The organism is Reichenbachiella sp., from assembly GCF_039941815.1.
In the GTDB taxonomy this organism is placed as follows: Bacteria; Bacteroidota; Bacteroidia; order Cytophagales; family Cyclobacteriaceae; genus Reichenbachiella.
In genome coordinates this window covers 105,248-119,519 of record NZ_JBDVDW010000065.1, presented here as the reverse complement: position 1 = coordinate 119,519, position 14,272 = coordinate 105,248, and the positions used below count along the sequence as shown (strand labels likewise).

Here is a 14,272-nt window from a genome sequence, read left to right as displayed (position 1 = left end):
ATCACACTTGTTTATCAAGTATATCTTTGAACCCTTCTGGCGCCACAAGGGTCTCACTTTCAATTTTTTCTCGGAGCTTCAGTATCCCACCTATTAGTGCTTCTGGCCGTGGTGGACAGCCTGGCACGTATACATCGACTGGGATTATTTTGTCTACTCCTTTGACCACATGATACCCGTGCTCCCAGTAGGGCCCACCACAATTGGCGCAGCTCCCCATAGATATCACATATCTAGGTTCTGCCATTTGCTCATATAGTCGTCGCACTCGGTCAGCCATCTTGTAGGTCACGGTGCCTGCCACAATCATGACATCTGACATTCTAGGGCTTGCTCTCGGGACTACACCGAATCGATCCAGGTCGTACCCTGAAGCCATCGACCCCATCATTTCTATGGCACAACATGCCAATCCAAATCCCATAGGCCAGATGCTGGACATTCTAGCCCAGTTGGTTATGTCTTCGAGACTGCTGATGATTACACCACCATTATTGAATTGTTGATCCAGGAGGCCTTTCATACTTTAGTTTAAAAGATTAAGTTTTAATTTCATGACTAGCTGTACTTACTATTTAATTGATCGTATAAATTGTCTGGCACGCTAGATTTAGTGTCCTCAATATTTACTTCTGGCTTTTCCCAATTGAGGTAACCTTTGCCCCAGACATAAATAAGACCAAGAGCCAGGATTAGGATAAACAAACTCATTTCTATCATGGCGAGTATTCCCCATTGTCCAGCGGTTTCAGCATTCAACTGTTCGTTGCCAAATACGATTGCCCATGGAAATAGGAATAACAATTCTGTCTCGAATAGCACAAATACCAGAGCGACGACATAAAATCTAATATTAAATTTGCCCCAGGCTGTACCGGTCGGATCCTCACCACATTCATAGGTAGTCATCTTCTCTTCGTTAGGACGGTTTGGCCTTAGCAGTCGACTAAGTACGAGAGGCCCTATGATGGCGACCAGGCCACCAAAAGCAAAAAGTAATAATATCTGATAATTGGTCAATTCCATGTTCTAAAGTTACCACAAACAAAAAAACCTCGCCATAAGACGAGGTTTATAATTTGATATCTACGCGTCTTACAACATTACATGCATCTATTCCAACAACAAATAGAATTTGTTGTCAGTGATTTGAGGGTTTGTATGTTGCAAGTTCTTTTCAACTCAGTATTAGACTATAGTTGCCAGAAGTCTGTTTAGTGTAGTACTAGGACGCATCGCCTCTTCGGCTAGTTGCTCATTTGGCTGATAATAACCTCCTATGTCCACCGGCGAACCTTGGGCAGCAAGTAGCTCTTCGTTGACCTTTTCTTCATTTTCCGCCAGGGCCTTAGACACTTCCGTAAATTTCGCTTTTAGCTCGGCGTCGACATCCTGAGCGGCTAGTGCCTCTGCCCAATAGGTCATGAGGTAAAAATGACTGCCGCGATTGTCAATTTGATTCACTTTTCTGGATGGAGACTTACCCAGGTCTAGGAATTTACCTGTAGCTTCATCTAAGGCGTCTGCTAAGACTTGCGCTTTCGCGTTATCTGTAGATTGGCTCAAGTGCTCTAGTGAAACTGCCAATGCCAGGAACTCACCGAGTGAATCCCATCTCAGATGACCTTCTTCATTGAACTGCTGCACATGCTTAGGTGCTGATCCGCCGGCGCCGGTTTCGAATAACCCACCGCCATTCATCAACGGAACAATTGAAAGCATTTTAGCGCTGGTACCTAATTCCAAAATGGGAAACAAATCAGTCAAATAATCTCTTAATACATTTCCTGTAACTGAAATGGTATCCAATCCTTTCTTTATTCTTTCAAGGGAATATATGGTCGCTTCAACAGGAGATTTGATCAAAATCTCTAATCCATTGGTGTCATGATCTCCTAAGTATTTGTTGACTTTGGTGATCAACTGTGCATCATGTGCTCTATTTTCGTCCAGCCAGAATACCGCAGGGTTCCCTGTGGCTTTGGCTCTGGATACTGCCAATTTCACCCAATCCTGTATGGGTGCGTCTTTGACCTGACACATTCTGAATAGATCACCTGCACCGACAGACTGCTCGATCAACACATGACCAGCGGCATCTGTTACTTTCACTGTACCTGCAGCTGACATTTGGAATGTCTTATCATGCGAACCGTACTCTTCTGCCTTTTGTGCCATGAGGCCAACGTTAGGTACGCTACCCATGGTGGTGGGGTCAAAAGCTCCATTTTTCTTGCAGAAATCTATCGTTTCCTGATACACACCAGCATAACATCTGTCTGGAATAACTGCTTTGGTATCTTGCTGATTGCCGTCTGCATTCCACATTTGGCCTGACGTACGAATCATTGCGGGCATAGACGCATCGATAATTACATCGCTAGGTACGTGTAGGTTGGTGATGCCTTTGTCAGAATTGACCATCGCCAAATCTGGACGGTTTTTGTATACGGCTTCTATCGCTGCTTTGACTTCCGCTTCTTTAGCGTGTCCGGCGACTTTGGCATATACGTCTCCGATACCGTTGGTGGCGGTGACACCCAGGTCTGCGAATAAATCGGCATACTTCTCAAATACGTCAGCATAAAACACTTCTACCACTGCACCAAAAATAATGGGGTCGGACACCTTCATCATAGTGGCTTTCATGTGCAAGGAAAATAGGACGCCTTCAGCTTTAGCCTTTTCGATCTCCTGTCCTATGAAGGACTTCAGGGCAGACATGTTCATCACAGATGCATCAATGATTTCTCCAGCCAACAAAGGTGTTTTTTCCTTGAGTACCTTGACCGAACCGTCTGTTCCTACAAATTCAATTTTCGCATCTGTAGCGGCAGCAACAGTTACTGATTTTTCGCTACCATAGAAATCACCTTCGCTCATGCTCGCTACATGAGATTTGGATTCCTGAGACCAAGCACCCATAGAGTGAGGGTTTTTCTTGGCAAAATTCTTTACGGCTTTTGGTGCTCGTCTGTCTGAGTTGCCTTCTCTGAGCACTGGGTTCACGGCACTACCTAGCACTTTTGCGTAGGCGGCTTTGATATTCTTTTCTTCGTCGTTTTTTGGACTGGCTGGATATTCTGGCAGTTTGTATCCTTTGGCCTGGAGTTCCTTAATCGCTTCTTGAAGCTGAGGGATTGAGGCACTGATATTGGGCAATTTGATAATGTTGGCCTCAGGTGTTTTAGCCAAGCCTCCCAACTCAGCCAATGCATCACCAATTTTTTGATCGTCTGTTAGATATTCCGACAGATTGGCTATAATTCTACCCGCCAGTGAGATATCTCTGGTTTCTACTTCAACTCCTGCTGCTTTGGTAAATGCCTGTACGATTGGCAAAAATGAATAAGTGGCGAGCGCTGGGGCTTCGTCCGTTTTAGTGTAAATGATCTTAGCTGTTTGTGCCATTTTTCTTTCCTTCAATTATTTAGTTACCCAATGTAAATTTTGCAAATAGATCAGCGCAATGGCTGGCAGGGTTATGAGTCTCAGATCGCTCTGAATACAGACTCTGTTGCTCTAAGTGAGCGAATTTAGTAAATGTTTGAAGAATGGGGGAGCGATCAATAAGTTATTCCTAAAATAGGATCGCTGGATTTTAAAAATCTAAAAGAATCATTGACCAAAGACCCAAAAAACGAGCATACCTACAATCACCAAGGAGATGATCATTGCTTTTATTTTTCTGATGATTTCTTTTTTTCTAATCACCTTCAGTCTACGTCTAAAAATTTCTAACTGTTCAGGAGTCGCTTCCTTAAATACGAGAGGCTTTCGTGATATTATTTGATCTGTTATATAGGACTTATCGAAATTCTGATAGCCTCCTCCTTTGCCTCCTTTGAGCAACTGACGATTTTGTTTAGTCGTTTGGGTAGCCCATTTTGAAAAACCCGTTCCTAACATCATATAAGTATAGCTAAGAATTAATAACTCTCTTTATCGCTTGGGAAGTCCTTCGCTTTGACGTCTTTGATATATCCTTGTACGGCTTCGGCCATCACTTGGCTAAGGTCTGCATACTGACGTAAAAATCTCGGTTGGAATTCCTGAGTGATACCGAGCATATCATGAGTGACCAATACTTGACCGTCGACATCCGGGCCTGCTCCTATCCCGATTATTGGGATGTTGACCGTCTCTGCCACTCGCTTAGCGAGTTTGCTTGGAATTTTTTCCAGAACAATAGCATAACAGCCGGTCTCCTCGAGCAACTTGGCATCTGAGATCAATTTTTCTGCTTCTGCATCTTCTTTTGCCCTTACGGTATACGTCCCAAATTTATATATCGACTGAGGGGTTAGCCCCAAATGGCCCATCACGGGTACACCTGCACTTAAGATCCTGGTGATACTTTCTACGATTTCAGATCCTCCTTCAAGCTTTACTGAATGAGCACCAGATTCTTTCATGATTCTGATGGCAGACTTTAGCGCTTGAGTTGAGTTTCCCTGATAGCTACCAAAGGGTAAATCTACTACTACAAAAGCCCTGCTAATGGCTCTGATCACACCTTGAGCATGGTAGATCATTTGATCCAGAGTAATTGGCAGCGTGGTCTCATTACCAGCCATCACGTTGGAAGCTGAGTCTCCTACTAATAAAACATCTATGCCTGCCTGATCCAAAATTCTAGCCATAGAAAAGTCATAGGCTGTAAGCATGGAGATTTTCTCTCCACGGTTTTTCATTTCCTGGAGTTGGTGAGTGGTGACTCGTTTGATGTTGGATTGATGGACGGACATACTTGGGTTCTATGTTCTTTAGTTAAAAGTCAAAGTTATGTCAAAAAGTTTTGACCTAAATCTTAAATTTTGAAGGTACCGTTACTTCCACTTTATGTTGCATCCCATGCTTGGGTGCTGCTCAGTATCTATAGGCAGACCTTTCTCTAGATTGTTGAGAGTTCGACTAAGGTCTTGTCCTGTCACCGGAACCCCGTTGCCTGGTGTGGAGCCATCCATTCTGCCTCTGTATACACAGCGGTCTTCACTGTCAAACACATAAAAATCCGGGGTGCAAGCGGCCTGATAAGCCTTAGCTATAGCCTGCGATTCGTCATACAAATAGGGGAAATTAAAGCTATAATCCTGTGCATGAACCTTCATTAGCTCTGGGCTGTCCTGAGGGTAGTTTGCTACGTCGTTGGAGCTGATGGCCACGAACCCAATCCCTTTGGGTAGGAATTCTTTGGCTAGAGCTACTATTTTTTCTTGAACGTGAATCACATATGGGCAGTGATTGCATATGAACATCACAACGGTTCCTTTCTCAGATTTTACATCGGAATAGGATAAAGTGTTTCCAGAAATGGTATCAGGAAGATTAAATGCAGGCGCAATGGTGCCAAGTGGCATCATGGCAGATTCGGTACGAGCCATATCATCTATTCAAGAGGTGAGATTCAATATTAAAAAAAAGAGCCCAAGGTTTTTACCCCAGGCTCAGTCGTATTTTTTAGCAGAATTCGTCAAAAACCTGTACTAAATGATCGGCGATCATTTCTGCGCTACGGCCTTCTATATGGTGTCTTTCGACAAAATGTGCCAATTCTCCATCCTTAAACAAAGCAATTGAAGGAGACGAAGGTGGATATGGAGAGGTATACTCTCTGGCTTTCTGGACAGCCTCGGCATCTACACCTGCAAATACTGTAGCAAGGTAAGAAGGTTTTTTGCTGCTATTGGCTACCGCCATTTTCACTCCTGGGCGTGCCGCGCCTGCAGCGCATCCACATACCGAATTCACAACCAACAGGGTGGTTCCGCTATGATCGGTCAAATGTTGTTCTACTGCGTCTGCAGTTTTTAGTTCATCGAAGCCTACAGAAGTCAAATCTTCTCGCATTGGGGCTACTAGTTCTTCTGGATACATGGTAATTATTATTTAAATATTCTAATTCTTTCTTTTAACTGCGTCAGCAATAAATCTCTCGCCTTTGATCGGCGATTGTCCATCCATAGACGATAGTTGCAAACGGAAGGTTTTCTACATAAAGCCAAGCTCCAACTTGGCCGCCTCAGACATCATATCAGTTTCGTAGGGTGGGTCGAAGGTCACCTCTACATCCACTTTGCTTACTTCTTCTATTTCTTCTATTCTCTGCTTGATTTCATCGGGTATTGCCTCCGCGGAAGGACAAGCTGGAGAGGTTAAGGTCATGAGCACATAGACGTTGTTGACTGGAAATACATTTATTTCATAGATCAAACCCAACTCATATACATCCACAGGTATCTCAGGATCGTAGACGGTCTTGATCGCAGCCAGTACTTTTTCTTTTAAGCTTTTCTCTTCTGCCATAACTTATTGATTAATTTTTGCTTTCATAGCCAGTGCATAGATCTGCATTTGTTTGATCATAGCGGCAAAACCGTTGGAACGCTGTGTTCCGATAAATCTATTCATCCCGATTTTTTCATGGAAGAACAGATCAGCATTAAGTATATCATCCGGGGTCTGGTTAGACAAAATACGAACGAGCAAGCTTACAAGACCTTTAGTGATCGCTGTATTGCTATCTGCCTGAAAAATTACTTTTCCGTCCAGCATATCAGCATGCAACCATACTTTGGACTGACATCCCTTTACAATATTATCCTCCGTCTGATACTGAGCAGGAAGTTCTGGTAATTTGGCGCCAAGCTCCATGACATAGCCAATCGTCATCTCCATGTCTCCATCGAGCATCCCGAAATCTTCTATAATTTCTTCCTGTACAGAATTGATTGTTGCCATGTCTATTTAAACCTCTTGATGATCGCTTGAAGCGACTCTACAAAATATTTTATTTCTTCTTTGGTGTTGTACACGGAAAATGAGGCTCTTACGGTTCCTTCTATGTTGAAAAAATCCATCAAGGGCTGTGCGCAATGATGGCCTGTTCTAACTGCGATACCTTTTGCATCCAAAAGCTGACCCAGGTCAAATGGGTGTACACCTTCTATGAGAAATGATATCACGCTAGCCTTCTTGGTTGCTGTACCTACAGGCACAAAACCTTCTACGTCTTTCAACAGTTCATTGGCGTATGCCATGAGTTCGTCCTCGTACCGAGCAATATTTTCCTGTCCAAGATCTTCTACAAAATCAATCGCAGCTTTGAATGCAATCACCTCTCCGATATTGGGCGTACCTGCTTCAAACTTGTAGGGAATATCATTATAAGTAGTGCCGGAAAAGCTTACTTCTTTGATCATTTCCCCTCCTCCCTGATAAGGCGGCATGGCTTCCAATACGGTTCTTTTTCCATAAAGAGCGCCTACCCCTGTGGGTCCATATACTTTGTGTGCTGAAAACGCTAAAAAATCACAGTCCAGAGCTTTGACATCCATTTTTACATGGGGTGCTGCCTGGGCCGCATCTATCAGTACTTTGGCTCCAGCCTTATGAGCCTCATTGATTATTTCTTTTACTGGGTTGATGGTACCTAATGCATTGGAAATATAATTGACGGCTACCAGTCGCGTCTTGTCGGATAGCAGCTTCACATATTCATCAAATATCAACTCGCCTTTGTCATTGACAGGAATAACTTTGAGCATTGCTCCATTTTCTTCACATAGCATTTGCCATGGAACAATGTTAGAGTGGTGCTCCAGCCCTGATACGATGATTTCGTCTCCAGCCTTAATGAATTTTCTGCCGTAGGTAGCCGCTACCAAGTTGATCCCTTCTGTCGTTCCCTTGGTAAAGATGACCTCTTCTGCTTCATTGGCATTGATGAACTTTGCTACGGACTTTCGCGTGTCTTCAAAAGCTGTGGTAGCACGTTCTGCCAAGGTATGAATACCACGGTGAATATTAGAATTGTCTGTATTGTAGTAGTGCGTAAGCGCGTCTATCACACATTGCGGCTTTTGAGAAGTAGCCGCATTGTCAAAATATATCAGCGGTTTGCCATTCACTTGCTGATTAAGTATCGGAAATTGTTTTCTTATTTCCTGAATATCGATTGCAGAATCTACCATACTCACTATACGTTCAATCGTGCGATAACCTTGTCAGTTATTTCCATTTTTAACCAGCCAAGATTTACTTTCTCTATTACCTCTGCCACATTGGCAAGTAAGATCATGGAAGTGGCCTTTTCCTTGTCGATCCCTCTGGACCTCAAATAGAATATTGCTTCTTCGTCTAACTGTCCAGTGGTGCATCCGTGCGAGCACTTGACATCATCTGCCCAAATTTCTAATTGAGGCTTGGTATTCACTACTGCATCGTCTGAAAGCAGAATATTTCCATTAGACTGGAATGCGTTCGTTTTTTGTGCTTCCTGTTGCACATAGATTTTACCGTTGAATACCCCACGTGACTGATCGTCCATGATCCCTTTGTAGAGCTCATTGCTATTGCAATTTGGCTTCCGGTGATCTACTGTGGTGTGATTGTCTACATGCGTCTTACCTTTCGTCAGGTAAAGTCCATACATGTTACTTTCACAGCCTTCGCCATCCACTTCGATATGAAGATTGTTTCTCACTACCTCGCCATCCAGGGTAAAGACGTAGGACGAAAATGTACTTGCCCGTTCCTGATATACTCTGGTATTACCAATGTAAACAGCCTTGGGTGATTCTTCTTGGATCTTGTACAAACTCACCTTGGCTCCTTCCTTTACAATGTAGTTTTTGGATTCGTTGATGAATGTGCTTTCATTGCCGAATGATAGGTGGAAATGAACAAAATCGGCCTGACTGTTTTCATTAGCCAGGTAAATGTTTTTAATAAAGCCGTGATTGGCGTTGCCATCATTAATAGAGATATAATAACAAATCACTGGTGAGGCCACTACTTTGCCTTTGGCGATCTGCGCAACTACTCCATCATTGGCGTAGACATTGTTTTGAGCTGCAAACGGATCTGAATCGTCCTTGAAAAGCTCGTCCAAATCATTGGAAGCAGCATAGTCCTTGAGAGATTCTATTTTCAACTGTTCTACCGGTGAAACCACAATAGAGTTTTCATTGTCATATTTGCCATTGACAAAAAACAGTACGTTAGCACCTTCGTGTTTGGCTTTGATATCGTCAATCAAACTCTGAGGGAGTTGATCGATGGCAGAATATTTGGACAGATCAAACTTACTGCTGATAGCCTTTGTCAGTTTGGTAAACTTATACTCTTCAGCTCTCGGCCCTGGAAATCCATTGTCTTTCAGAAAGTTAAGTGCTTTCTTACGGTTTTCTCCCAGCTGAGGAATTGCACTTCCGTTCATGTTGGCGACGAATTGTGCTGCCTGATCTACGAGTTCCTGGCCAAAAATCTTTTTGTTCAAATCGCTCATAATTAAGCTTCTTCTAGTTCTTTGATGATCCAGTCGTATCCTCTTTCTTCCAGCTCAAGAGCCAATTCTTTAGTTCCGGATTTTACGATCTTACCCTTATATAGTACATGTACAAAATCTGGTACGATATAGTCGAGCAGTCTTTGGTAGTGAGTCACTACTACGGTGGCATTGTCGGCAGACTTTAGCGCGTTTACACCATTGGCTACTATTCTGAGGGCGTCTATATCCAAACCTGAATCTGTCTCATCGAGAAGGGCAAGTTTTGGCTCAAGCATGGCCATCTGAAAAATTTCATTTCTTTTCTTCTCTCCTCCAGAAAAACCCTCGTTGAGTGATCGACTCAGAAGAGATTGATCGATTTCTACAAGTGCCATTTTCTCTTTCATTCTTTTGAGGAATGCGACTGCATCTAGTGGCTCAAGTCCCTTATGCTCACGAATCTGATTGAGAGCTGTCTTCATAAAGTTGGTGGTAGTGACACCAGGAATTTCTACGGGATACTGAAACGCTAGAAAAATACCTTCTCTGGCTCTTTCTTCCGCAGCAAGGTCTAAGAGATCCTGTCCCATGTATTCCACTTCGCCACCAGTCACTTCGTAATCCTCTCTACCAGCCAGTACAGAAGCTAATGTACTTTTGCCTGAACCATTCGGTCCCATGATGGCATGTACTTCACCAGGTTTTACCTCAAGGTTGATTCCTCTTAGGATTTCCTTCTCTTCTACGCGTGCCTGTAAATTTTTTATTTTTAGCATTTTCTTAATTCAATAATTAAAATTCAAAGTTCAACTCCGATCTATGGAACAATTCAGCTTTAAATTCTGGCCTTTTTAATTTTTTTCTTAATCCCGAAACTTCTTTAGTTGTCAAGACAATCAATTTTAGAGCGTTAGCCCAATTCGAAAGTTTACTGTCGTCCCAAATAAAAGTCTTGAATGAATTCTTATTTGTCTATAGTCTTAGAATCGAACATGACAGAAAACTTGCCAATATCCCAAATCTCGAGTACTACATTCATTTCGCAAACCTTGATATTAGTACTTTAAATTCAAACTAGCCCACCGAACCCTCAAGCGTCAAAGCCAAAAGTTTTTGAGCTTCAACTGCGAATTCCATTGGCAGCTGATTTAGCACTTCCTTGGCATATCCATTGACGATCAGTGCTACGGCATTCTCTTCATCTATTCCACGTTGTGTACAATAGAAAATTTGATCTTCTCCTATTTTGGAGGTCGTAGCTTCATGCTCTACATGCGCTGTCTTATTTTCAATATCTATGTATGGAAAAGTATGTGCACCGCATAAGTTGCCAACCAGCAATGAATCACACTGTGAGTGATTTCTCGCATTGGTAGCTCTTTTTGATACTTGTACTTGTCCTCTATAACTATTTTGCGAATGACCGGCCGAGATTCCTTTAGAAACGATGCGCGACTTAGTATTCTTACCCAAATGGATCATTTTGGTTCCGGTATCTGCCTGTTGATAATTGTTGGTAACGGCAACAGAATAAAATTCGCCTACGGAGTAGTCTCCTTTAAGAATACAAGAAGGGTACTTCCAGGTTACTGCAGAACCTGTTTCTACCTGAGTCCAGGATATCTTGGAATGGTCTCCAGCGCAAATACCACGCTTGGTTACGAAATTGTAGATTCCACCTTTCCCGTTTTTGTCTCCAGGGTACCAGTTTTGAACAGTCGAGTATTTCACCTCTGCATCTTTGTGTGCTACGATTTCAACAACCGCGGCATGCAATTGATTTTCATCTCGCATCGGAGCGGTACAGCCTTCCAGGTAACTAACGTATGACCCTTCATCTGCAACTATTAGCGTTCTCTCAAACTGACCTGTGTTAGCTGCATTGATTCTGAAATAGGTAGACAACTCCATCGGACACCTCACCCCTTTTGGAATATAGCAGAATGAGCCGTCGGAAAAAACGGCTGAATTGAGTGCCGAAAAGTAATTGTCAGACTTGGGCACTACCGACCCTAAATATTTTTTAATCAGCTCTGGATGCTCTTTTACCGCTTCGCTAAACGAACAAAATATAATTCCAAGCTTGCCTAAAGTATCTTTAAACGTAGTGGCCACGGAAACTGAATCAATGACTGCATCTACTGCCACACCAGTCAATCTCTTTTGTTCGGTGAGTGAAATTCCCAACTTTGCGAAGGTCTCAAGCAATTCTGGATCTACATCATCCAAACTCTCCGGTGTTTTCTTCTGCTTAGGTGCAGAGAAATATATAATGTCCTGATAGTCAATCTTAGGGTAATTAACATTCGGCCAGGTGGGTTCTTTCATGTTCTGCCATTTTGCAAATGCATCAAGACGCCACTCCAGCAACCATTCTGGTTCGTTCTTCTTCTTGGAAATAAAACGAACAATTCCTTCATTCAGCCCTTTAGGGGCCTCATCAGCCTCTAAATCTACAGACCAGCCGTGTTCGTATTCCTTTGAGGTAAATTCCTCTAATATTTGATCATCTTTACTCATTCGGAAATGGAATAATTTAGATTGATTTTAAATAGACTCAAAATTACTACGATATTTCGAGGATGTCGATTCAATACTTATAATTTTTTTTGAAAGTGGTATAGAAGGAATTTATATCCGCACCATAATTTTTTTAGCTTAGCAGTGTATCTGCTTACAAATATGAGAATTGCAACCAAAATTATCATTGTCTTACTGGCGCTACCTTTCTGGAATGGCCCAAACCCTGTATTTGCACAATCTTCGGAGGATGATTTTGTACTCAGCGGAATCACGGTGATAGCCAGAGACGTGAAATTGTCGGCCACCTGGTATAGAAAATACCTGGATATTGCAATCAAGGAATACAAGCCTCGGCAACATGTAAAGATGAAGGCTGGAGACTTTACCTTGTTTATCAAACAAGGTAATAATGTTTTGATCAGATCGCAGCTAAATTTACCTAAGGGAAAGAAGTACATTAATGGGATAGAAAAGATTGGTTTTGCCACAAATAATTTTGAGGCTGTCAAAGAGAATCTTTTGGCATCCGGGCAGAAAATATTGGAAGACGTTACAGTGGATGAAAACCTCGGATTAAGATATTTTTTAACCAGTGATCCCGATGGCAATAAGGTGCAAATTCTGGATCGACCTAACCCTGCCGTTAACCCTGCTGATAGCGTAATTACCGAAGCTGTTTTTTTCTCTGTCATGTCTTCGGACTACATCAATACCATGAGATGGTATGAGCAGAATATCGATTTCACCGAAATCAAAACGGTGAATGAATCAAAAATTCATTACCAAAACTTGCTTCAAAAAGGCCATGTCATTTTTGAGATTATTCACTTGCCTTATGAGTCATTGGAAACGACAGAATTTATGCCCTTGGATCGAGTATTGGCTGGTTTTGATCAGATCGTCTTTAAGAGTGGAGAAGGTAAAATATCCACTTTTGAGCTGGACAACAATGCCAACAAAATCCAATGGCTGAGGTAACTACCAAAAAAATAAAAGCTTACTTTTCTTGGATATGAAATTTTATGGCGTCTATCTTTGTGGCTCGTTCTAATTAATTTATTGGATGACTTATCAAGAAAGGTGGAGGGATTTGGCCCTATGAAACCTTAGCAACCCTTGTCGGAAACGACGTAGAAGGTGCTAACTCCAATCACACAATTGTGTGAGAGATAAGCAGAATGGATAGACTCAAATTAAAAAATATACGATGTCCTTTCTAGCTTGTCTGGAAAGGACATTTTTTTTGTCCATTTCAGACAATGGATCCTTGAAAAGTCTCCTTGTAAACTTTTAACAAATAAAGCCATGCAAGAGACAACAGAAATTTTACACAGTCTTCTCTCCGATCCACTGACCGGAGCACTCTCAACACCTATTTATCAAACATCCACCTTTGTACAAGAGGCACCTGGGGTAAACAAGGGGTTTGACTATAGTCGATCCAACAACCCTACGCGCCAGGTATTGGAGGAGACGATTGCCAAATTGGAAAACGGAGTCAAAGGATTCGCTTTTGCCAGTGGCCTGGCAGCAGTCGATGCTGTAATAAAACTTTGTGAGTCAGGAGATGAAATCGTAGCTGTAGATGATATCTATGGCGGCACTTTTCGTTCATTCGAAAAACTGTATAAGAAATTTGGGATCACGGTGCGCTATACTGACACCACCGAACCTGAAAATATCATCGACAACATCACCCCTAATACCAAACTAATCTGGTTGGAAACGCCTACCAACCCTACTTTGAAAATTGCGGACATCGCAACCATTTCTAAAATTGCTCATTCAAATAATTGCCTGGTCGTGGTGGACAACACGTTTGCCTCTCCCGTGCTACAAAAGCCTCTGGATCTTGGGGCCGATATTGTCTTGCACAGCGCCACCAAATATATCGCGGGACACTCGGATGTGATTGCTGGATTGGTCACCGTGAAAACAGACGAACTGGCTGATGAGATTAAATTTATCCAAAATGCTACGGGTAGTATTTTGGGGCCCTGGGACAGCTGGCTCACCATCAGAGGAATCCAGACGCTAAGTCTTCGTGTAGAAAAACAATGCAGAAATGCAGAAATAATTGCTGAATATCTGGTGAACAAGGCAGAACTTCAAGTAGTGCATTATCCTGGGCTCAAGCAGCACCCCGGGCACATACTGGCTACAAAACAGCAGAAATATTATGGTGCTGTAGTTTCATTTGCCTTTAAGGAGGACACCCTGGAAAAGGCCACCGAGTTCGTGACCAGCACTGAGCTTTTTAAGCTAGCCGAGAGTCTTGGGGGCGTAAAAAGTCTATGTTGCCACCCTGCTACCATGACACACAAAGGCACCCCTGACGACATCCGCAGAGGGGCTGGCATAAACGACTCGCTGGTCAGACTTTCCATAGGCACAGAAGATCCTACGGACCTCATTCAAGATTTGGAGGCTGCCTTCGAGAAGATAAATACTCAAGTGGAATCAGCAATAATTGCCTAG

The 14,272-nt window shown here is 42.6% G+C and carries 15 protein-coding genes and 1 riboswitch; of the genes, 2 read left to right on the top strand and 13 right to left on the bottom strand.

The window, feature by feature from the left end; genetic code table 11:
• Position 1: 1 nt before the first annotated feature.
• The 13 genes from nuoB to sufB all read right to left on the bottom strand — a co-directional run bounded on the left by nuoB (position 2) and on the right by sufB (position 11,791).
• Positions 2-523 (bottom strand): NADH-quinone oxidoreductase subunit NuoB, encoded by a 522-nt coding sequence (gene nuoB / locus ABJF11_RS17615; protein WP_348121436.1) that lies wholly within the window; start codon positions 521-523, stop codon positions 2-4.
• 35 nt (positions 524-558) lie between these two features.
• A complete protein-coding gene (locus ABJF11_RS17610) occupies positions 559-1,026 on the bottom strand; it encodes an NADH-quinone oxidoreductase subunit A (protein WP_348121435.1) in 468 nt (155 codons plus the stop codon).
• A gap of 162 nt (positions 1,027-1,188) precedes the next feature.
• Positions 1,189-3,411: an NADP-dependent isocitrate dehydrogenase gene (locus tag ABJF11_RS17605; protein WP_348121434.1), complete on the bottom strand. Its 2,223-nt coding sequence runs from the start codon at positions 3,409-3,411 to the stop codon at positions 1,189-1,191.
• Between the two features lie 207 nt (positions 3,412-3,618).
• A complete protein-coding gene (locus ABJF11_RS17600; protein ID WP_348121432.1) occupies positions 3,619-3,912 on the bottom strand; it encodes a hypothetical protein in 294 nt (97 codons plus the stop codon).
• Between the two features lie 17 nt (positions 3,913-3,929).
• Complete coding sequence (panB, locus tag ABJF11_RS17595; RefSeq protein ID WP_348121430.1) at positions 3,930-4,748, bottom strand: 3-methyl-2-oxobutanoate hydroxymethyltransferase; 819 nt, start codon at positions 4,746-4,748, stop codon at positions 3,930-3,932.
• A gap of 81 nt (positions 4,749-4,829) precedes the next feature.
• A complete protein-coding gene (locus tag ABJF11_RS17590) occupies positions 4,830-5,384 on the bottom strand; it encodes a thioredoxin family protein (RefSeq protein ID WP_348121429.1) in 555 nt (184 codons plus the stop codon).
• Between the two features lie 76 nt (positions 5,385-5,460).
• Positions 5,461-5,877 (bottom strand): BrxA/BrxB family bacilliredoxin, encoded by a 417-nt coding sequence (locus tag ABJF11_RS17585; protein WP_348121428.1) that lies wholly within the window; start codon positions 5,875-5,877, stop codon positions 5,461-5,463.
• 114 nt (positions 5,878-5,991) lie between these two features.
• Positions 5,992-6,306 (bottom strand): iron-sulfur cluster assembly protein, encoded by a 315-nt coding sequence (locus tag ABJF11_RS17580; RefSeq protein ID WP_348121427.1) that lies wholly within the window; start codon positions 6,304-6,306, stop codon positions 5,992-5,994.
• A 3-nt stretch (positions 6,307-6,309) separates the two neighbouring features.
• Entirely contained in the window at positions 6,310-6,741 is a 432-nt protein-coding gene (locus ABJF11_RS17575; protein ID WP_348121426.1) for a SufE family protein, read from the bottom strand.
• A 2-nt stretch (positions 6,742-6,743) separates the two neighbouring features.
• Positions 6,744-7,973 carry a cysteine desulfurase gene (locus tag ABJF11_RS17570; protein ID WP_348121425.1) on the bottom strand — a complete coding sequence of 410 codons (1,230 nt, stop codon included), beginning with the start codon at positions 7,971-7,973 and terminating at the stop codon, positions 6,744-6,746.
• Between the two features lie 5 nt (positions 7,974-7,978).
• The gene (sufD, locus tag ABJF11_RS17565; protein ID WP_348121424.1) at positions 7,979-9,280 is read right to left on the bottom strand and encodes a Fe-S cluster assembly protein SufD; all 1,302 of its coding nucleotides are present in this window, start codon (positions 9,278-9,280) and stop codon (positions 7,979-7,981) included.
• 11 nt (positions 9,281-9,291) lie between these two features.
• A complete protein-coding gene (sufC, locus tag ABJF11_RS17560; RefSeq protein WP_348121422.1) occupies positions 9,292-10,047 on the bottom strand; it encodes a Fe-S cluster assembly ATPase SufC in 756 nt (251 codons plus the stop codon).
• Between the two features lie 298 nt (positions 10,048-10,345).
• Positions 10,346-11,791 carry a Fe-S cluster assembly protein SufB gene (gene sufB / locus ABJF11_RS17555; RefSeq protein WP_348121420.1) on the bottom strand — a complete coding sequence of 482 codons (1,446 nt, stop codon included), beginning with the start codon at positions 11,789-11,791 and terminating at the stop codon, positions 10,346-10,348.
• A 162-nt stretch (positions 11,792-11,953) separates the two neighbouring features.
• Here sufB and ABJF11_RS17550 point away from each other — a divergent pair, with 162 nt between their 5' ends.
• Both ABJF11_RS17550 and ABJF11_RS17545 read left to right on the top strand, forming a co-directional pair.
• Positions 11,954-12,772 carry a VOC family protein gene (locus ABJF11_RS17550; protein ID WP_348121419.1) on the top strand — a complete coding sequence of 273 codons (819 nt, stop codon included), beginning with the start codon at positions 11,954-11,956 and terminating at the stop codon, positions 12,770-12,772.
• Between the two features lie 87 nt (positions 12,773-12,859).
• Positions 12,860-12,970: riboswitch (SAM riboswitch) on the top strand.
• Between the two features lie 129 nt (positions 12,971-13,099).
• On the top strand, positions 13,100-14,272 hold the full coding sequence (locus tag ABJF11_RS17545) for a PLP-dependent aspartate aminotransferase family protein (RefSeq protein ID WP_348121418.1): 1,173 nt from the start codon (positions 13,100-13,102) through the stop codon (positions 14,270-14,272).